The organism is Achromobacter sp. DH1f, from assembly GCF_000633435.1.
GTDB lineage: Bacteria > Pseudomonadota > Gammaproteobacteria > Burkholderiales > Burkholderiaceae_B > Achromobacter > Achromobacter deleyi.
In genome coordinates, this window is sequence record NZ_AYMF01000035.1 from 46,155 (window position 1) to 66,394 (window position 20,240).

Genomic DNA, 20,240 nt, shown 5'->3' on the forward strand with positions numbered 1-20,240 from the left:
CCCTCAGGAACCCGTCATGACCTCCATCGAACAAGCCGGCACCTACTCACTGGGCGACCGCGCCATGAACCGCCTGGGCTACGGCGCCATGCAACTGGCCGGCCCCCACGTATTCGGCCCGCCCAAAGACAAGGCCCAGGCCATCGCCGTCTTGAAGGAAACCGTCGAACTGGGCATCAACCACCTGGACACCAGCGACTTCTACGGCCCGCACGTCACCAACCAACTGATCCGCGAAGCCCTGCACCCTTATCGCGACGACCTGACCCTGGTCACCAAGGTCGGCGCGCGCCGGGGTCCCGACGCCTCGTGGCTGCTCGCCGCAACGCCCGCCGAACTGGAATCCGCCGTACACGACAACCTGCGCAACCTGGGCCTGGACGTGCTGGACGTGGTCAACCTGCGGCTCATGTTCGACGTGGCCGGGCCGGCCGAGGGCGACATCGAACCCATGTTCTCCACCCTGGCCAACCTGCAGCGCAAAGGCCTGGTGCGCCACCTGGGCCTGAGCAACGCCACGGCCACGCAGGTGGCCCAGGCCCGCGGCATTGCCGACATCGTCTGCGTGCAGAACCAGTACAACCTGGCGCATCGCCACGACGACGCCCTGATCACCCAGTTGGCGCAGGCAGGCATCGCCTACGTGCCCTTCTTCCCGCTGGGCGGCTTCTCGCCCTTGCAGTCCGCTACGCTGGAACGCGTGGCCGCCGACTGCCAGGTCACGCCCATGCAGGTCGCGCTGGCGTGGTTGCTGCAGCGTTCGCCCAACATCCTGCTGATTCCCGGCACGTCGTCCGTGGCGCATCTGCGGCAGAACGTCCAGGCGGCGCAGCTGACGCTGTCGCCGCAGGCCGTGGCGGAACTGGATGGAATATATTGATGAAACCATGCCCAAGCCGCCCACCACCATTCCCCGCAAAACCCCGGAGTCTGCCGCGATGGTGGCCAGCGTCAAGCGCGCCCTGCGCATCACGCCGGTGCTGAACCGCCTGACCTACGACGACACGGAAGAGATCCGCGCAGTGTTCAGCGAACTCATCGGCCAGACGCTGGACGAACGTTTCTCACTGATCCCGCCGTTCTACACCACCGGCGGCGACAGCATCCGTATCGGCCGCAACGTCTTCATCAACCAGAATTGCACCATGTACGACCTGGGCGGCATCGACATCGGCGACGACGTCCTGATCGGCCCCAACGTCAGCCTCATCACCTCGGGCCATCCGCTGGACCCGGCCGAACGCCACCGCAGCGTCGTTGCCAAGCCCATCGTCATCGGAAAAAACGTGTGGATCGCCGCGGGCGTCACCGTCATCGGCGGCGTCACCGTGGGCGACAATGCCGTGATCGGCGCCGGCTCGGTCGTGACGCGGGACGTGCCGGCCAATACCTTGGTCGGCGGCAACCCGGCGCGCGTCATTCGCGCGATTGCCGAGGATGCGGATCCGGGGTGCGGGCGTTGATGCGTGACTGATGTCACAATTGCGCGGCAGTCGCAATCCACGACTGCCCCTGCAACGCCCCACGCCAATCCGATTGAAATCCAAGCCCCCCATGCCCATCGCCATCGCTTCCGACCACGCCGGCTACGACCTGAAAGAACAACTCAAACAGGCGTTCACAGACATTGAATGGCTGGACCTGGGCACGCACGGCTCGGCGTCGGTCGACTATCCCGATTTTGGTTTTGCCATGGGGCAGGCCATTACCGAAGGCAAGGCTCAGCAAGGCGTGGTGATCTGCGGGTCCGGCATCGGTATTTCCATCGCCGCGAACCGCTTTGCCGCCGTCCGCGCGGCGCTGTGCACGAACAGCACCATGGCCCGCCTGAGCCGCCAGCACAATGATGCCAACGTCCTGGCGCTGGGCAGCCGGATCATCGGATTCGAAGTGGCGCGGGAATGCGTCAGCGCGTTCCTGGAAACGCCGTTCGAAGGCGGACGCCATCAGCGGCGGATCGATAGGTTGAGCCAGGCGAACCCGAGCCCGGCCTGACAACGCGCAGGCTGCCGCTGTTCGTTTCATCCTGCCGACCCTGCCTCTGTCCCGGCGTCTGGTTCCTTTGAAAAGCCGTTCCCCATGACCACTTATACCGCCCTGCAAGACGCCACCATCGCCTTCGACCTGGACGGCACGCTGGTCGAATCGGCCCCGGACCTGGTCGGCGCCATCAACGCCGTGCTGCAAGCGGCCGGCTACCCCGCCGTGACCTACCCGCAGGCCAAGGCGCACGTCAGCCGGGGCGCCAAATGGATGATCCAATGGGCGCTGACCCAGGCCGGCGAGCCGGAACCCGAAGCCCGCAGCGCCGACCTCTTTCCGCAGTTCGTCGACCGCTACCGCGAACATATCGCCGACGAAAGCAGGCCCTTTCCCGGCGTGGTCGATGCGATCCAGCAACTGAAGGCCGCCGGCGCCAAGCTCGTCGTCTGCACCAACAAACCCACCGCGCTGTCCGTTCGACTGCTGACCCTGCTGGACATGGCGCCTCTGTTCGACGGCGTGGTCGGCCTGGACGCCGTCACCGCCCCCAAACCCGACCCGGCCCACCTGATCGAGGCCGTGCAGGCCGTGGGCGGCGACGTGTCGCGCACCGTCATGGTGGGCGATGCCGCCCCCGACGCCGGCGCGGCGCGGGGGGCCGGCACGCCGTTGATCCTGGTGAGCTTCGGCTACACCGAGATTCCGGCGGCAGACCTGAAGCCGGACGTGTTGCTGCATCACTTCGATGACCTGGTGGACGCTTGCGTCCGCCTGCTCAACCCACAGGCGTAACGAGCGCTGCCGGCCACGGCACGTCGATGTCCCGATTTCCGGGCGCAATAACCCCTATTGCCGAACCCCGCATTCCCGACGACAATCCGTATTGAGTTTGATTTTTATTAAGAAAACGCGGCACCCCCAGGCCGTACTTGCCCCATTTGGCCTTCCATCGTGCCGGCAATGCCCTCCCCCGATACTGTCGACGCGCTCTACAGCGACCATCACGAATGGCTGCGGCATTGGTTGCGCCGCCGGCTGGGCAATGCCATCGACGCGGCCGACCTGGCGCACGACACCTTCGTCAAGGTACTGGTGCGCCCCCAGGCCGCCCTGCAAGCCCGTGAACCCCGCGCCTGGCTGACCACAATTGCGCACGGGCTGGTGGTGGACCATGTGCGCCGCCTGTCGCTGGAACGGGCCTACCAACAGGCCGTGGCCGCGCTGCCCGAACCGCAGGCGCCGTCCCCCGAAGGCCGCCTGCTGCTGATCGAGGCGCTGGTGCGCGTCGACGCCATGCTCGACGGCTTGAATCCCAAGGCGCGCAGCGCCTTTTTGCTGTCGCGGCTGGAAGGCCTGCCGTACACCCGCATTGCGGAGCAGTTGGGCGTCACGCTCAGCTCCGTCGAAAAGTACATGGCCACCGCCATCCGCCACTGCCTGGCATTGCAGTCGGCATCGTGACGCCGGCCGCTCAATCCCGCGCCCTGGCGCCCGATCCGCTGGACCAGGCCATCAGCTGGGCCGTGCGCATGGCCTCCGGCGCGGCCACGGCGCAAGACCGCGCCGCCTGTGACGCCTGGCGCGCCGCCGACCCCGCCCACGAAGCCGCCTGGCAGCAAGTGCGCGCGGTGGAACAACCTTTTCAAGAGATGGCCGCAAGCCCCGCGGGCCCCGTGGCCTACGGCACCTTGCAGGCCGCCCGCGCCATGCAGGCCCGCAGCCACGGGCGCCGCCGCGCGCTCAAGCTGCTGGGCCTGGGCGCCATGGCATCGATGGTGGGCCTCTTGAGCCTGCGCCTGTCGGCCTGGCAGGAACGGGCCCAGTACCACACCGCGGTGGGCGAACGGCGCCGTGTTGTCTTGCCGGACGGCACCGAGTTGTGGCTCAACACCGATACGCGCGCCCGCGTCGTGTTCACGCCCGCCCAACGGCTGCTGGTGCTGGACCAGGGCGAAATCTTCATCACCACGGGCGACGACGCCGGTTCGTTCTCGGGGCGTCGACCCCTGTGGGTGGACACCCCGGCCGCGCGGCTGCACGCCATCGGCACGCGCTTTGGGGTGCGGCTGGAGCAAGACGGCGCGGCCCTGGCCACCCGGCTGCATGTGGATCAGGGGCAGGTGGCCGTGCATTCCGGCGACCTGCTGCCCGTGCTCGCGCAGGCCGGCGACAGCATCCGCGTGCGGGCACCCGGCGCCGCGCCCGAGCGCCTGGCCGATGCCGCGTTCGACGCGTCGTCCTGGACCCAGGGCGTATTGGTGGTCAAGCAGATGCCGCTGGGCCGCTTTGTCGCGGAATTGGCGCGCTACCGGGCGGCCGGGCTGGCCTGCGCCCCCGACGCCGCGGACCTGCGGGTGTCGGGCGTCTTCCAGTTGGACGGCGCGGACCCCGCGGCCCGGGCGCTGAAGGTGCTGGCCAGCACCCTGCCGGTGCGCGTGGTCGCCGGGCCAGCCGATGCCTTGACGGTCACGGCGCGCTAGAAAATATCTTGCAGATCGATTGCGGGTTTTGCGGGGTTCGTCCGGCAACCAGGTATTGCCTCTTTTGAATCCAAGGATATGCCTGCCATGCCGCCGCCCTGCCCCGCTTTTTCGCGCCTGCCTTCGCCCACACCACCCACCGACCGATCCAAGACACGGCCCCGCCGCGGCAGCCTGACGGCCTGGACATTCATCGCGGCCGCCGCCCTGGCGCCAGCCTTGGCCCCGCAGACCGCCCGGGCGCAAAGCACGGACGCCGCCCGCAAGCCCATCCGCGTCCCTGCCGGTAATCTGGAAGACGCGCTGAACAGCTACGCCCGCCAGGCGGGCATCACGCTGTCGTTCGACCCCACACTGATGCGCGGCAAGCAGAGCGATGCGCTGGACGCCCCCGCCAACGTTCGCGACGGCCTGGCCGCCCTGCTGGCGCGCCACCGCTTGCAGGCGGTGCCCGTGGGCGACAACAGCTACGCCGTGCGCACTCTGGCCGAATCGTCGGGCGCCGCCACCGTGCTGGCGCCGGTGGTCGTCACCGGCGCCGGAGAAACCGCCTACAGCCACGTCGACGGCTACGTCGCCCGCCGCAGCGCCACGGGCACCAAGACCGACAGCGCCCTGATCGAAACGCCGCAGTCCATCTCGGTGGTCACCGCCGACCGCATCGCCGCCATGGCCGCCTCGCGCGTAACCGACGCGCTGGCCTACACGCCCGGCGTCAAGACCTTCGACGGCTTTGATACGCGCTACGACTGGCTGTCGATTCGCGGCTTCGACGCGTATTCGCCCGGCTTCTACCAGGACGGCCTTCTTCTGCGCAACAACGCCGGCTATTCCATCTGGCGGGTGGAAGGCTACGGCGCCGAACGCATCGAAGTCATGCGCGGGCCGACGTCGGTGCTGTATGGCCAGAACTCGCCGGGCGGCATGGTCAACGTCGTCAGCAAGCGCCCCACCGAAGAGCCGCTGCATGAATTGCAGGTTCAGGTCGGCAACTATTCCCAGCGCCAGGTGGCGGGCGACTTTGCCGGGCCGGTGGACGAGGCCGGCAAAGTGCTCTATCGCATCACCGGCATTGGCCTGGACAGCGACACCCAGGTCGACCACGTCAAGGACAAGCGCTTCTACATCGCCCCTGCCCTGACCCTGCGCCCATCCAGCGACACCACGCTGACGCTGCTGAGCCAGGTATCGCAGATACGCGCGGGCAATTCCTATGGTTTCCTGCCGGTCGACGGCACGCTGCTGTCCACCCCCAACGGCCGCATACCCACTCACACCTTCGTCGGCGAACCGGACGTAGACCGCTACAACCAGGATCAATGGAATGTCGGCTACCAGCTCGAACACCGATTCAATGACGTCTGGACCGTGCGCCAGAACGCCCGCTACGGCGAGATCAAGACCGATTACCGCCAGGTCTACCAAAGCGGCTTCCTGACCGAAGACGCCGACAACCCTCAGTCGCCCGCCAACTACCGCCAGGTCGGCCGCGTGGTCTTCGGCAGCCGCGAACACGGCAGCCTGGGTACCCTCGACAACCAGGTGCAGGCCAAGCTGCGTTCGGGCGACTGGCTGCACACCGTGCTGGTCGGCCTGGACCTGCAACGCGGCCGCTACCAGCAAAAGACCTTCTTCGGCGAAGCCCCGTCCATCGACATCTTCTCGCCGGTGTACGGCCAGCCGGTCACCCTACCCGACCCCTATCAGGACACCACGTCCACCCTGACCCAGACCGGCTTGTATCTGCAAGACCAGATCAAATGGGCGGACCGTTGGGTCGCCACGTTGGGCGGCCGTTATGACCGGTCCGTCATCGATACCGACAACCACCTGGACAGCAGCTCGTCACGCCAGACCGACAGCAAATTCACCGGCCGCGCCGGCCTCGTGTACCTGGCGCCCAACGGCCTGGCGCCCTACGCCAGCTACAGCACGTCGTTCCTGCCCATCACCACCGTCGACCCCAAGACCAACCGCCCCTTCAAGCCGGAAACCGGCCGCCAATACGAAGTGGGCCTGCGCTACCAGCCGCCCGGCACCCGCGACAGCTACAGCATCGCGCTGTTCGACCTGCGTCGCCAGAACGTCATGACCTTCGACCGCGAGATGGTGCCCGTGCAGACGGGCGAAGTCATGGTGCGCGGCATGGAACTGGAAATGGCCATGCAGCCCATCACCGGCATGAACCTGCTGCTGTCCTACACCTGGACGCCCGATGCCCGCGTCACCAAGAACGCCAACCCCGACAAGATCGGCACCCAGCTCACCGCTACCCCCCGCAACCAGGCCTCGGCCTGGGGCGACTATCGCTTTGCCAACGGCATCAAGGTGGGGATGGGCGTGCGCTTCGTCGGCGCCACCGACGGCGCCAACAGTTCCGCCCCCGCCAAGGTGCCGGCCTACACCCTGTTTGACGCCATGCTGGGCTACGACTTCCAGCATTGGAGCCTGGCGTTGAATGCGCGGAACCTGGCCGACAAGGTCTACCTGGGGCGTAATTGCGATTCGTATAACTGCGGGTATGGCGAGCGGCGCCGGGTGATGGCCACGGCGACGTATCGTTGGTAGCAGGAAGAGATGGAATCAGACAGCACTTTCGTTGCAGTCCGATTCCCCCCCCACCAGCTGCAAAGCCGTCAGGTGCATAGCATCGGCTTGAATCTGCAAGGCCCCCTGTCGATCGGATCTTGCGGTTTCTTTGGAACGGGTTTGACTTCCGATTTTTGCTCTGGCTGCGGTGCCACGACCACAGGTGCCGGCTTTGGACGAAGTGGTTCTGGAGCAATGTCAATCAGTCCGACAATAAAGCTCAACTCCTTGCCGGAAAGACAAAGAGGATGATTCGCTGACCGCGTGCAGTAGCCGTTGGCAATGGGGCGCAACCGAGTCGCCACAAGCCACGCTCTGAACTCCTGCAGGATTTTTTCATCGGACGGCTGTTGACCAGCCGTCGACTGTGCTGCGAATCCGGTCTGTCCACTGCTTTCGTACAACGGCAGCGAAGCAAGAAGGCTGTAGTAGTTCACCGTCATCTTTGGAAGAACCACGGCGTCAGATGCCGATCCCGCTGATCCCGCCGGCGTCTGAGTCGCTTGGCTGTTGGCAATACCGCTGCGCTGGAGCGTGACGAAGCCGCTGAACGAACCTTTAGCCAGCCCAACCATGCCATCAGACTCATTTTCATTCGACGCATGTTTGGAATCATTGGATTCAGACGACGATTGGATCTGGTTGTCGATCTTGTCCAAGTTTTCAATCGAACAATCGAACGAATTGATGCATTCCCACACGGCAAGGTCGAGATTTCTTGCGTATGTAAGCGCAACATCTCGATTGGCGCTGACTGCTGGTGCCCCGCCTCTCAGAAAATTCTTGAATGAACTCGGATCCTTGATCGCCCTGTCGTAGTCCGCCCCGAGATCGCTGAAATTGTAGTAACTCAGAACGAAGAAATCCTGATCCACGGGAGATACACGGTTCTCCAATTCATCCGGCCAATTGGGCAATGAGCGGTAATTTTGTGTGAAGAAAACGTAGGGGCGCGGGTTAAATTGACCGTCTACTTTGTATTGCGTGAATTTTGCAACCATCTCATCGAGCGTAACCGGGATGCCTCCAAATGCGCCACCGATCTGATCGAATACGACCTTGAGACTCTTGGCGTCAGCTGCGGCTTGAGCCGTCTGCTTGAAACTGGCACTGGCGCTGAACGCGCTGAACCCGCCGGCGGCCTGCGCCTGAATCTCCTCCTTGCGTGACTGGTTAACCTTGGAGATGCTCAAGACTGCGCTCAATCGCCCCCCTTCACGTACCGACGTAACGAAAGAATCGCCACATGCCTGAAGAAAGCGATTGACCCCGTCTTTCGCTCTCAACAAGCGCAGGGCATCATCCGTGAGCCGAATACCGCTGCCTTTTGACGGCTTAACGAAGCGTCCACCCATATCGACAACCGCATTCATCACAACGTTGGCGTCGTACGAGCTGAATCTCTTCTCATTCAGATAGCTACCCGATCCACTGAACGGACCGTAACTTCCTCCTGCAGACCCAGAAATGGAATCGAAATAGGCCGCGCTATTTTCCACCGCAGAAATTGAAGCGGTCAGACTCGTACCAGGAAGTTTTTCAATGCCTCCTTCGATGCAAATATTCGCGCTGGCTCGGTTCAAGAACGAGTTCCAACCTTGACCGATATCCACTCCAGCAGCTGGATATACCCTCGCGATCTGTTCGACAAGTTGCCGGTTGAGGATGTATCCGCTGACGCGACTGGACGGCGATACCGCCGGCGCGGCCGCCATATTGTTCTTGTTCGAAAGCACTAGAGGGAGCAACGGAAATTTGTCGCTAACGCCCAAGTCGGGTGATGTTTCTTGCGTGAACTGCAAGGTTGGCACAAGGAGGAGCGTCCCTGTCACATCGGTATTCGTCGTTGGACTCGCCGTCGGCTGTTGAGCTGCTGCTGCGTTTGCAAGAAACGCCATACTGACTACAAGTGAGAATCTGTTCATGACTTTCCCCATAGCGATATGTCCAAAAATGGTAGTCAATTTTTGTGACAGAAACTAGCCATTTTTAGCAATATGCCGGAGCGGACAGAACCAACGACCTCAGGTCTGGTTGACCAATCCCCCACATAGTGGCACCTTACCCCGAAGTATCCCGTAAGGAACCCCACTTGGACCACCCCCAACCCCTTGTCACCGTCGACGCCGTCTTGCTCACCTTGCGCGCAACCGGCCTGGAAATCGCCCTGCAACCGCGCGGCCGCGAGCCGTTCAAGGGCGCCATGGCCTTGCCTGGCGGCGTCGTGCATGTCGACGAAGACGCCACCACCGAAGCCAGCATCCGCCGCGTGCTGCGCGACAAGACCGGGTTCGAGCCGCGCTACCTGGAGCAATTGCAGGTTTTCTCCGGCCCCGACCGCGATCCGCGCAAGTGGTCGCTGTCGGTTTCCTACGTCGCGCTGGTGCCCGCCGCCGAACTGGAAGCCTCGACGCAAGCCGGGTTCCAGTTCGTCAGCGTCGACGCCCTGCCGCCCCTGGCCTTCGATCACGCCGCCATCGTGGCCGCCGCCGTCGCCCGCCTGCGCGGCAAGTCCAGCTATTCCACCCTGCCGTTCTTCCTGCTGCCGGAACGCTTCACGCTGACCGAGCTGCAGCACACCTACGAAGCCATCCTGCAGACCCGCCTGGAGAAATCCAACTTCCGCCGCAAGATGGAAGCCTGGGACGTGCTGCAAGCCACCGAAGACTACGTGCTGGGCGCCCAACGCCCTGCCCGCCTCTATCGCCTGAAGGACTTCACCCTGTTCGACCGCAGCGTCGGATAAGCGTCACCCCCCTCTCTTGAATCCAGCATAGTTGCAAACAAACAATAAGTAGGCTTATACTGGCCTCACTTAGTTTTAATTTGCCACTAAGGCCACATCATGTTCACCATCACAGCGGTAGCAGCAGGACAACGCCACAGCGCCACCCCGGCCGCGTTCGTGTTCCCCGGCGGCGAAAGCCAGGTCACCGTGCCCGCCGGCCTGCAAGCCCAAGCCGACGCCGCCAGCGAATTCCGCATCCACGCCTTGCTCAAGTCCGCCGACGACGTCATGCAGCTGCTCATGCTGACCGACGCCCTGCGTCGCCTGAACCCCGCCGTGCCCGTGCACCTGGACATGCCCTACGTGCCCTACGCCCGGCAAGACCGCGTCTGCAACCCGGGCGAAGCGCTGGGCGCCGCCGTGTTCTGCAAACTGATCAACGACCAGCAATACGCCACCGTCACCATCGTCGAGCCCCACAGCGACGTCACCCCCGCGCTGTTGCAACGCGTGCGCGTGGTCGACGCCAGCGCCTTTCTCAAGAATGCCCTGGCCGCCCCCGCCTTTGCCAACGGCGTCACCCTGATGGCCCCCGACGCCGGCGCCCGCAAGCGCGTGCAGGCCCTGGCCAAGAAGCTGGGCGTGCCCGACGTGCGCTACGCCGAAAAAGTCCGCGACCCGCAGACCGGCCGCATCACCGAGACCCGCGTGCCCGACGACATCCCCGCCCAGCCCGTGCTGGTCGTCGACGACATCTGCGACGGCGGCCGCACCTTCCTGGAACTGGCCGCCGCCCTGCGCGACACGACCCGCCAGCCCCTGTACCTGTACGTCACGCACGGCCTCTTCAGTAAAGGCCTGGCCGAACTGAACGCCCGCTTTGCCGGCATCTACACCGCCTACGACTGGACGGGTTCCGACGGCGCCGATGCGCCCGTCGTCGTCAACCCCACGCCCGCCGGCACCCACAACTAAGCATCAACGATCAAGTATCAAGAAGGAGTCCGCACCATGAACGCCCCCGCTCCCCGCACCGTCAAGAACGGCATCAACCCCTTCCTGCAAGCCGACTTCTACAAGACTGGCCACCCCTTTCAGTATCCCAAGGGCACCAACAAGATCCTGGCCAACTTCACGCCCCGTTCGGCCCGGCTAGCGCCCGTGCTGCCTGAACTGTTCGACAACAAGATCGTCTGGTTTGGCCTGCAAGGCTTCATCAAGGAAATCCTGATCGACCTGTTCAACCGCGAATTCTTCGGCAAGCCCGCAGGCGCCGCCGTGCGCCAGTACCAGCGCCGCGTCGACAACGCCCTGGGCAAGGGCGCCGTCACCGTCGACCACCTGCAGGCCCTGTACGACCTGGGCTACCTGCCCCTGGAAATCCGCTCGCTGCCCGAAGGCGCCCGCGTCGACATCCGCGTGCCCCCGGTCACCTTCGTCAACACCCGCCCGGAATTCGCGTGGCTGGTGACCTACATCGAAACCCTGTTCAGCTGCGAATCCTGGAAGGCCTCCACCGTCGCCACCATCGCCTTCGAATACCGCAAGCTTCTTACCTACTTCGCCCGCCTGACCGGCAGCCCGATGGACTTCGTCAACTGGCAAGGCCACGACTTCTCGATGCGCGGCATGTCCGGCCTGTACGACGCCCGCAAGAGCGGCGCGGGTCACTTGCTGTCGTTCACCGGCACCGACACCATTCCGGCCATTGATTACCTGGAAGACCTGTACGGCGCGGATTCCGATCGCGAGCTGATCGGCGGTTCGGTCCCCGCCACCGAACACTCGGTCATGTGCCTGGGCAGCAAGGAAGGCGAAATCGAAACCATCCGCCGCCTGGTCACCCAGGTCTATCCGGCCGGCATCGTGTCGGTCGTGTCGGATACCTGGGACTTCTGGCAAGTCGTTACGGATTTTGCGGCGGCATTGAAGCCGGAAATCCTGGCCCGTCAGCCCGATCCGTTCGGCAACGCCAAGGTCGTGTTCCGCCCGGATTCGGGGGATCCGGTGAAGATCCTGACCGGCTACTTCTGCACCGACGTGGCCAGCGTGGAAGACGCCGCGGCACTGGCGGCCGCCCGTCGCGAAGGCTTCGAAGCGGTGCGCGACGTTGCGACCGGCATGTACTGGCGCTTGGACGAAGACGCACGTGCCGCCCAAACGCTGCGCGAACCCGAAGTCAAAGGCGCGGTGCAATGCCTGTGGGACACCTTCGGCGGCGCCATCACCGACCGCGGCTACAAGCTGCTGGACTCGCACGTCGGCCTGATCTACGGCGATTCCATCACCTTGGCCCGGGGCCGGGACATTCTGGTGCGGCTGGAGAAGAAGGGTTTTGCGTCGGGCAACGTTGTTTTGGGCATCGGGTCGTATACCTATCAGTATCTGACGCGTGACACGTTTGGGTGGGCATTGAAGGCGACGTATGCCGAAGTCAACGGCGAGGCCCAGGAACTGGTGAAAGACCCCGTGACGGATTCAGGCGTGAAGCGGTCGGCCAAGGGCTTGCTGCGGGTCGATGAAACCGCGACGGGGTATGTGCTGCGGGATCAGCAGACGGCGGAGCAGGCGGAAGGCGGCGCGTTGGTGCCGGTGTTTCGGGATGGGAAGCTGCTGGTCGAGCAGAATTTGGCGGAGATTCGGGAGCGGCTGCAAGGGTCGTGGGTTTGCCCGGAAGCGGGGACTATCGATTGGGGGAATCGCTTAGGCTGACTGGGTGTATCGCCGACTTCAATGAGCGATTCACCGGGTGGCGGCATTGCGAGTAAGGTATGGGGTACGAGGCCTTGATTGCTCGGCACCCCGGCCTGTGCCACTCGCAGGAATCCGCAAACCATGAAGCCCCTTCGCTCCGCCCTCACCCCCATCCTGATCGCCGTCGCCTGCGCATCGCTGACCGCCTGCGCGGACGCACCGCCCAAGCGCACCGATATGGACTACCGCAGCCGGCCGCCCACGGCGGCCAAGCCCGTGCCCAGCGGCGCTGCGTCCTCGGGGCAGAACCTGACCATTCAGACAGGCGAAGGGGAAAGGCTGAATCTGCCGTGGTTCATTCGGGATACGCAGACCTGGATCAACAGCAACTGATCGGCAGCGGGCCTGCTGCCGAGCGCTACAGGCTCGCAAGCCGCATCGGCAAGACCGATACCCCTATCAGACCTTCCTGCTGGCGCCTGGCAGAGCGTCGCGCCAACATCGCCCATTCCACACACAGACTTCAAGGAATGGAACATGGGCAACAGCCTTGCAGGACAGCGGGTCATGATCGTCGGCGGCAACTCTGGCATGGGCCTGGCCGTCAGTGCGCACTTGATGAAAATGCACTGCCAGGTGCTGATCGTGGGCCGGTCCCGCGACAAGCTTGATGCGGCGCGCGAGCAGTTGAGAGCATTGGGCGACAAGGCCCCCAAGCAAGCGCCAGCCTTCAACGACCCCATCCTGCTTCAAGCGGACGTGACCGACGAAGCACAAGTCCAACAATTGTTCGAAGCAGCAGGCCCGGTGGACCATGTGATCTGCACCGCCGCCGATATCCGCGGCGCCTACGAGCTGCTGCCGCAGCTACCCCTGGACGCGCTGGACCGCGCCATCCGCTCAAAGGTCATCGCGCCCATCCTGCTGGCCAAACACGGCGCGCCGCGCATGCCAGCGCACGGCTCCATCACCCTCACGTCCGGCATTGCCGCCTACCGCCCCAGACCCAAAGGCGTCGCCGTGGCCGCCATCAATGCCGCCCTGGAAGGCGTCGTGCGCGCCATGGCCGTCGAGCTTGCGCCGCTGCGCATCAACGCCGTATCGCCGGGGTGGGTGCGCACGCCCATCTGGAACGACGTGGCGGGCGCGGATAGCGAATCGCTCTTGGCAGCCATGGCCGAACGGCTGCCGGTCGGCCGGGTCGGCACCGGCGACGACATCGCCGATGCCATCGTCTTTCTACTTCGCAATGGCTACACGACCGGCACGGTGCTGCACGTGGACGGCGGGCATCGGCTCGTCTGACGGCGTTGCCGCCAAGCGGATCATGTCGATGAACGCGGCGACGTGGCGGGCCGGTGGCCGGGGCTGGGTGAGCAGGCAGATGGGAAGCCCTTCCCCGCTGCGGGTCGCCAGCGGCCGCCACTCGACGCGGGGCCTTGCCTCAGCGGGCTTCCTGGCCCCTCCCGACGGGCCAGGCATCGTCCCGGCAGGGTTAATGGCCATTTTCGGCAAGATTGATACGCCCAACCCGGCGGACACCATCTGCATCAATGCGGGAACGCTGTCGGCAACGCCGCGGATGCGGGGCCGCGCCGGGGCTTCCTGTAATAGAGCCTCGAGGTATTCCCGATAGCGGCACCCTTCCATCGTGACAATCAGCGGCAACGCCGCCAGGGCGTCCGGCGTGACCAGGCCGGACGACAGGCCCAGGGGATGACCAGCCGAAAAAACCACCACCGGCATATCCCGGGTAATGACCTCCACCTGCAGATTGGCGTCGCTGGCCGGCCACCCGTGCACCAGCCCCAGATCGGCAGTGCCGTTGAGCACGGCCTGAGCGGTGGCCTGGGAGTTTCTTTCCTGGACGGCCACCTGGGCGTCGGGGTGCGTCGCCGCGAAGTGCAGCAGTTGCGGAACCAGGATGCTGGTACACAGCGTTTGCGGGGCCGCAACGCGAATCGTGCCGGCCGGCTCGGCGGCGTTATCGCGAACCTCGCGAAAAGAATCGTCCGCCAGCGCGAGCAACTCGCGGGCCCGGACTGCCAGCTTTTCTCCCGCTGGGGTCAGTTGCAGGCGGTTGTTCTGGCGGAGGAATAGCGGTTGCCCGACAACTTCTTCCAGCGCCCTCACCTGTTCCGTCACGCTGGGTTGCGACAGATGCACCCGTTTCGCGGCTTGCGTGAAGCTCAACGTTTCCACTGCCGCGATGAAGATTTTCAGTTGGCGTAGCTGGAACATGGGGGTCAGGGATTAGGGGTTTGCCGAGCGGATCAAGTTAACCCAACTCGGCCTTGCCTGACTATTGGATCGCAGCCGGCGCGTCGTGCGTCGCGCCGTCACCGTCTGCGTTGTCGCCCTGGCCCGACTGCGCTTGGTCAAGCATCGCGTCGGTCAACGTGCCGATGTGCTCGCATAACCCCTCCACCCCACCCATCAACGCCGTTACCGCCCAGGCGTCCAGCGGCAAAGCGCCCGTTGCATCGGGTTCGGCTGCGCTATTGCCAACCATGCGGACGATGGTCTGGATCGCGTAGCGGGCGCGGTCTATCTGGTGGAGATGCGAAAGGGAGACGGGGCCGAATTCGCGGTCGGAATCGACGGACCAGGGGTTTTGCGTGAGGGGGTGGTGCAGCATGGGGCTGCCTCCTATAGGGCTGAGTCAGGCCGCATGCGTTGCGGCTGTACGCCTATAGCTTTCCGGCTTCCAGTCCGGACTACCTGTGGGGAGGTAGTGGGGGGAGTATATGGCGGGGGGATGGGAGGTGGTGCGGAGTGGGACGTTTTTGCTACTGGTCTAGCATTTGCTAAGACCGAGATTGCTGACTACCACTCATTGCAAGCTGTCCGGCCTTGTCCTTAAAACCTGTCGGTCCAGCCTTCAGCTTCCATGTCCACGAGAAAGCTATCGAGCAACGGTCACTGCTCCTCTATGGATATGCAATGCCCAACCTTTCGGTGAGGTTCGATCAAATCGATAGATAACATCCCAGATCCATTTTCGATTTACACCACTATTTCGCGTCCAACCAAGGCTGACACTGGCCACACAATGTAACCACATGATATAAACATTATTAAATACTACGCTTTCCTATTGCTCTGCATTTTCTAAACAATGCCTCGTGATCAAAGGGCGATCCTTTGCCAATAGGCATCATTCGGAGAACTACCTGATGACAAGACAGCTGAGAGGCAGTGATGGCATGGCGATCAACATTCCCGAAGGGTGGCGTGGTCTTCAAGGTTCTGACGGCCGAATGGTCGCAATACCGGCTGGCAGTAGAGGCCTACAAGGGACAGATGGAAGAGTGGTCGCAATCCAACCCGGAGCGAGAGGACTACAAGGTTTAGATGGGCGAATGGTTGCCATAAGACAAGGATCCCGAGCCGTTCAAGGAAGTGACAGAAGAATGGCCGGAATTCCACCGGGGAAGCGGGCAGTACAAGACGAGCATGGCGGTATGAGAGCAAAGTAATTGGAGCGTTCAATCTCCCTAAGCTGCAACGGATACCTCGCGTCCATTTCTAGAGTGGACGAGGATATCTTTTAGCACCAATTACCCGACAAACTGGTTGGTTACCGGCTCAGAGCAGAGCACTTCATATTTCTTAAACCGAACTCCGTCACATTTATTAATAAAAACGATTTGCAAGCAGTGCAAGTCGCCAAACCTAAAGCCATTTTATATGCCACTCATTCATTATCAGGTATCGAACTATAAAGGCACCTATGCATATCTAAACACTGCCCCACAAGAAAGAACTCTACTTTGTCGAAAACTTGATTTATACCGAAGCATTGTCACCGTAGGCAATCCATCTTTTCTGTCATGGAGAAGCATTCGTGAATTTGGACTTCCCAGGGCCTTATATGAATCAATACTGGAAAAGGTCGCATTAGTAGCGAGCAACATCGAATCCAACAGGGCAGGAATGCGGCGCCACCCCATATTTGACACATATATCCTAGACAAGAAAAGAATCGTTAGCTACAACTTAGGAATGGCATTTGCTAAATTATATTCCGAGAAATTACTAAAGATTCCAAGCTTAATCCATATTGAATCTCTTAAAAAAAGCAGCGCAGTTAAATTTGCTCACTCGACAAACACCCGCCGTCATAAAGAACCTGATCTAGTGGGTCAAACAGGAGACGGCAATTGGCACATCTTTGAGGCAAAAGGTATATCCACCTCCGAATCAAATTTAGCTGGAAAAATTGCGGAGGCAAAACTTCAAATTCGGCAAGTTTCCACCATTCAAGGTGCATTGCCTACAACGGGCACGGCATGTGCGACTTACATCGGCGCAGACAGGATATTTACCCACCTTGAAGACCCACCACCCAACGAGGGGAAAGGCCTTAAACTAATAAAAGAAAAATTCTATGACGCATACTATGCACCTTTTCTACTTGCTGAATCCGGTCTAAAAACAAGTCCAAAAAAAGAACGCATCGACGGTCTCGAAATCGAATTCTTCGACTTAGTCAGAGGTAGTCGAAAAATTCGAATTGGGCTTGACAGAGAAGTTGCCGAACTTATTCGATCAAAGAAATACGATATTTTGCGCGGCACAAGCCAAAAGCTCGAAAAATATTCGTTTTCAACAGACCTCGCCGAACGGTATTCAATTGGTCTTGACGGCTTCGTTTTCAGTTATAGAAACAATTAAAAAATGATCCCAAACAACCGATTCGCCCATGAAAATTCAAACTGTAGCCTGACTGCATATTTTAAAGATTGCGCACCTTGAATTTCGTTGAAATCCGAATGCGCTTAATCGATCAAATTTCGAGTTAAGCGGGAACCCACCTCTTAGACTGAAAGAGGCGAGCACGACTTGGTTTATAGAACTTGAATTTACTACCGGGAGGTGGATTGCATGTCGGTCATTATCGTACCAACTTCTATTAAAGACGCAATGGCGAAGTACATAACTGCAGCGATAGAGCGACTCGACCCCACTCGCTACGCTCAAGAACCAAATTATGTCGCCGCGCTATTAGGGAAACTAGGTCAAACGAGGTACCAGACTACAATTTCGCCAACGAAAACCGTAGTCTCACACCCTATTTAGTGTCCTTAATGGAGAAAATGAACGTGGGAACAGTTCGACGGTTGGTACTCAAAAATTTCAAGCGCTTTAAGGCGCTAGCACTGGAATTCGATCCGGAACTGAACATTCTGGTTGGCGGCAACGAAGCCGGAAAGAGTTCGATACTTCAAGCGATGGATATCGTGCTGACTGCCAGTCGTAGCAAAGTCGAGGGCATTGGGCTCGAAGCACTGTTCAATGCCGCCTGCATTGCCGAGTTCCTTGCTGGCGCCAGGAAAACCGTCGACCTGCCCGAGCTGCTGATCGAGGTCTATTTCGATGGCCTGCAGGGTCGCCACGACCTGGATGGGCGGAACAACAGTAAGGGCGCCGACCACCTTGGCATCAAGATGGTGTGCAAGCCACTTGACGAATACACAAAGGAGATCGAGGCCATCCTTGCGGAGAGGCACGAGAACTTCCCGTTCGAGTACTACGGGGTACATTTCCTGACGTTCACGGACGAGGCTGTCTTTCCGCACAAGAGACCGCTGCGGCACCTGCTGATCGACAGCTCACTGATCAACAACGAGTACGCCACGCGCGAGTACACGCGCGCAATGTATGCGGCGCATGCGAGCGTTGCCCAGCGCAACCTACACGGCTTCGAGTACCGAAAGGCGAAGGCGAAGTTCAAGGACGACGTCTTCAAGACAATGAACGAAGGGCTGGATGCCTACAAGTTCGATATCAGGACCAGTCCGAAGGCTAACGTCGAGACCGACATCATCATCACCGAGGACGACATCCCGGTTGACAGCAAGGGGAAGGGACGCCAGTGCTTTATCAAGACTGAGTTCGCGCTGCGCAACCGGGAGCATTCACTTCACGTCCTTTTGCTGGAGGAGCCCGAGAACCATCTCAGTCAGGTGCATATGCGCAAGTTGATCGAGCGCATCCGTGCCTCCATCAAGAAGCAGCTCTTTGTCGCCACGCACAGCAGCCTTATCGCCACACGGCTGAATCTCCGGAAAGTCCTGATTCTGAGTGAAGATAACCCATCGCAACCGGCAAGCCTAAAGGATCTCAGCCCGGGAACCGCCGAGTTCTTCATGAAGGCTCCCGACAACAATGTCCTGGAACTAGCCTTGTGCAAAAAGGCGATCCTGGTTGAGGGCGACGCGGAATTCATCCTAATGGCGGCTCTCTATCAGATCAGTGCCCCGGGGTGCAGCCTGGATGCCGATAGCGTTCATGTGATCTCGGTCGATGGCACCAGCTTCAAGCGCTACCTCGAGCTTGCCATGCTGCTGGGCATCAAAGTGGCGGCGATCCGAGACAACGACAAGGATCATGCAGCCAACTGCGTCGCGAACTACTCGGACTACGTGTCGGAATCCGTCCAGGTCTTCGCGGACCCCGACAATGCCCGCCATACCTTCGAGGTCTGCATGTACCAAGACAACCAGACCGTCTGTGAGGATCTGTTCGCGGCGGGCCGCAAGACCCTAAGCGTCGAGGAATACATGCTGAAAAACAAGACCGACGCCGCGTTCCAGCTGCTAGAGAAGCAGGGAACCGCGCTGGCAGCCCCGGGTTACATTCAACAGGCGGTGACATGGATAAGAGCGTAGTCTTTGCGGTCGCTGGGTCAGGCAAGACTACCCACCTGGTCACTGCACTGGACGAGACGCGGCGTTTCCTGCTGGTCACATATACCGAGGCCAACTACGAAAACCTGCGCGCGAAGGTCCTCGAGCGCTTCGGCTACCTGCCGCCCAACATCGCGATCTACACCTACTTCAGGTTCTTGCACAGCTTCTGCTACCGGCCATTCCTACGTTCCAAGAAGGACACACTAGGGATCACTTTCAACGCTCCCGACCGGTTTCCGGTCTACCCCTTGACCGATGACCGTCGCTACATGTCGCCTGGGCGCTGGCTCTATGCGAACCGTCTCGCCAAGTTCATCGAGCAGTCTGGCCTAGCTGATGCGGTGGTGGCTCGCATAGAGAAATACTTCGACGTCCTCTTCGTCGACGAGGTACAGGATTTCGGCGGGCATGACTTCAACTTCCTGCTGAGCATCAGCGTGGCCCAGCCGAACATGTGCTTCGTCGGCGACTTCCACCAACACACCTTCGACACGAGCCGCGACGGCAACGTCAATGCCAACCTGCATCAGAATTACGATGCCTACAAGAAGAAGTTTGAGCGAGCTCGACTGAAGGTCGATACCGACAGTCTCAATCGCAGCCGACGTTGCAGCAAAAGCGTCTGCGACTTCATCACTGAGAAGATCGGCATCGACATTCAGGCGCATGACGAGCGGACGAGCATCGTGCGCTTCGAGGACGACCCGGCAGCGGTTGCGGCCCTCTATTTGGATTCGGGGACGGTCAAGCTGTTCTACAAGGAGCACCAGAAGTACGACTGCTTCTCCCAGAACTGGGGCGCGTCCAAAGGCATTGATCGCTATGAGGACGTGTGCGTAGTGCTGAATCCTGGCAATGTGAAGGCCTGGAGCGCCGGCAGCTTCCGAGACATCAACCCGGAGACGCGCAACAAACTATACGTCGCCTGTTCCCGCGCACGAGGCAACCTGACGTTCGTCCCCGAATCCCTGCTGAAGGGGTACAAGCGCTCTTGAGTACTGCTGCGCCGCACGTGAGGAGCCGGTGTCTCGAGCGCGAAGAAAAGGGCGCCAGACTACATTTTCGATTTCC

18 protein-coding genes are annotated in these 20,240 nt (G+C 61.3%); 15 read left to right on the top strand and 3 right to left on the bottom strand.

Going from position 1 to position 20,240, the window contains the following annotated elements; translation table 11 throughout:
* Positions 1–16 precede the first annotated feature (16 nt).
* The 7 genes from U858_RS0128300 (at position 17) to U858_RS0128330 (ending at position 7,031) form a co-directional block, all read left to right on the top strand.
* Positions 17–880: an aldo/keto reductase family oxidoreductase gene (locus U858_RS0128300; protein ID WP_025140486.1), complete on the top strand. Its 864-nt coding sequence runs from the start codon at positions 17–19 to the stop codon at positions 878–880.
* Positions 867–1,463 (top strand): sugar O-acetyltransferase, encoded by a 597-nt coding sequence (locus tag U858_RS0128305; RefSeq protein ID WP_232786619.1) that lies wholly within the window; start codon positions 867–869, stop codon positions 1,461–1,463. The genes U858_RS0128300 and U858_RS0128305 overlap by 14 nt, the downstream gene beginning before the upstream one ends.
* A gap of 91 nt (positions 1,464–1,554) precedes the next feature.
* Positions 1,555–1,995, top strand: coding sequence for a ribose 5-phosphate isomerase B (gene rpiB, locus U858_RS0128310; protein ID WP_025140488.1), 441 nt, complete (start codon positions 1,555–1,557; stop codon positions 1,993–1,995).
* A gap of 84 nt (positions 1,996–2,079) precedes the next feature.
* Positions 2,080–2,775 (top strand): phosphoglycolate phosphatase, encoded by a 696-nt coding sequence (gph, locus tag U858_RS0128315; protein WP_025140489.1) that lies wholly within the window; start codon positions 2,080–2,082, stop codon positions 2,773–2,775.
* A gap of 168 nt (positions 2,776–2,943) precedes the next feature.
* Complete coding sequence (locus U858_RS0128320) at positions 2,944–3,444, top strand: sigma-70 family RNA polymerase sigma factor (RefSeq protein WP_029954397.1); 501 nt, start codon at positions 2,944–2,946, stop codon at positions 3,442–3,444.
* Positions 3,441–4,463: a FecR domain-containing protein gene (locus U858_RS0128325; protein ID WP_025140491.1), complete on the top strand. Its 1,023-nt coding sequence runs from the start codon at positions 3,441–3,443 to the stop codon at positions 4,461–4,463. Before U858_RS0128320 ends, U858_RS0128325 begins: the two co-directional genes overlap by 4 nt.
* Positions 4,464–4,550: 87 nt before the next feature.
* Positions 4,551–7,031, top strand: a complete 2,481-nt coding sequence (locus tag U858_RS0128330) for a TonB-dependent siderophore receptor (protein WP_081821745.1) — start codon at positions 4,551–4,553, stop codon at positions 7,029–7,031.
* A 68-nt stretch (positions 7,032–7,099) separates the two neighbouring features.
* Here U858_RS0128330 and U858_RS0128335 read toward each other — a convergent pair whose 3' ends face one another.
* Complete coding sequence (locus U858_RS0128335; protein ID WP_157838863.1) at positions 7,100–8,977, bottom strand: hypothetical protein; 1,878 nt, start codon at positions 8,975–8,977, stop codon at positions 7,100–7,102.
* A 167-nt stretch (positions 8,978–9,144) separates the two neighbouring features.
* Here U858_RS0128335 and U858_RS0128340 point away from each other — a divergent pair, with 167 nt between their 5' ends.
* From U858_RS0128340 to U858_RS0128360, 5 genes are all read left to right on the top strand, one after another.
* Positions 9,145–9,798: an NUDIX domain-containing protein gene (locus tag U858_RS0128340; protein WP_025140494.1), complete on the top strand. Its 654-nt coding sequence runs from the start codon at positions 9,145–9,147 to the stop codon at positions 9,796–9,798.
* Between the two features lie 99 nt (positions 9,799–9,897).
* On the top strand, positions 9,898–10,755 hold the full coding sequence (locus U858_RS0128345; protein WP_025140495.1) for a phosphoribosyltransferase family protein: 858 nt from the start codon (positions 9,898–9,900) through the stop codon (positions 10,753–10,755).
* Positions 10,756–10,791: 36 nt separating this feature from the next.
* Positions 10,792–12,492 carry a nicotinate phosphoribosyltransferase gene (locus U858_RS0128350; RefSeq protein WP_025140496.1) on the top strand — a complete coding sequence of 567 codons (1,701 nt, stop codon included), beginning with the start codon at positions 10,792–10,794 and terminating at the stop codon, positions 12,490–12,492.
* A 123-nt stretch (positions 12,493–12,615) separates the two neighbouring features.
* Positions 12,616–12,867 (top strand): hypothetical protein, encoded by a 252-nt coding sequence (locus tag U858_RS0128355; protein WP_025140497.1) that lies wholly within the window; start codon positions 12,616–12,618, stop codon positions 12,865–12,867.
* A 144-nt stretch (positions 12,868–13,011) separates the two neighbouring features.
* Positions 13,012–13,779: an SDR family oxidoreductase gene (locus tag U858_RS0128360; protein WP_025140498.1), complete on the top strand. Its 768-nt coding sequence runs from the start codon at positions 13,012–13,014 to the stop codon at positions 13,777–13,779.
* Here the strand turns inward: U858_RS0128360 and U858_RS0128365 are convergent.
* Both U858_RS0128365 and U858_RS0128370 read right to left on the bottom strand, forming a co-directional pair.
* On the bottom strand, positions 13,714–14,715 hold the full coding sequence (locus U858_RS0128365; RefSeq protein WP_025140499.1) for a LysR family transcriptional regulator: 1,002 nt from the start codon (positions 14,713–14,715) through the stop codon (positions 13,714–13,716). The two genes, U858_RS0128360 and U858_RS0128365, sit on opposite strands and share 66 nt — an antisense overlap.
* Before the next feature lie 61 nt (positions 14,716–14,776).
* Complete coding sequence (locus U858_RS0128370; protein WP_025140500.1) at positions 14,777–15,112, bottom strand: hypothetical protein; 336 nt, start codon at positions 15,110–15,112, stop codon at positions 14,777–14,779.
* Between the two features lie 1,052 nt (positions 15,113–16,164).
* Here U858_RS0128370 and U858_RS35770 point away from each other — a divergent pair.
* The 3 genes from U858_RS35770 to U858_RS0128385 all read left to right on the top strand — a co-directional run bounded on the left by U858_RS35770 (position 16,165) and on the right by U858_RS0128385 (position 20,164).
* Positions 16,165–17,151 carry a hypothetical protein gene (locus tag U858_RS35770; RefSeq protein WP_157838864.1) on the top strand — a complete coding sequence of 329 codons (987 nt, stop codon included), beginning with the start codon at positions 16,165–16,167 and terminating at the stop codon, positions 17,149–17,151.
* 422 nt (positions 17,152–17,573) lie between these two features.
* The gene (locus tag U858_RS0128380) at positions 17,574–19,148 is read left to right on the top strand and encodes an ATP-dependent endonuclease (protein WP_051593704.1); all 1,575 of its coding nucleotides are present in this window, start codon (positions 17,574–17,576) and stop codon (positions 19,146–19,148) included.
* On the top strand, positions 19,133–20,164 hold the full coding sequence (locus U858_RS0128385) for an AAA family ATPase (protein WP_025140502.1): 1,032 nt from the start codon (positions 19,133–19,135) through the stop codon (positions 20,162–20,164). The genes U858_RS0128380 and U858_RS0128385 overlap by 16 nt, the downstream gene beginning before the upstream one ends.
* Positions 20,165–20,240 lie beyond the last annotated feature (76 nt).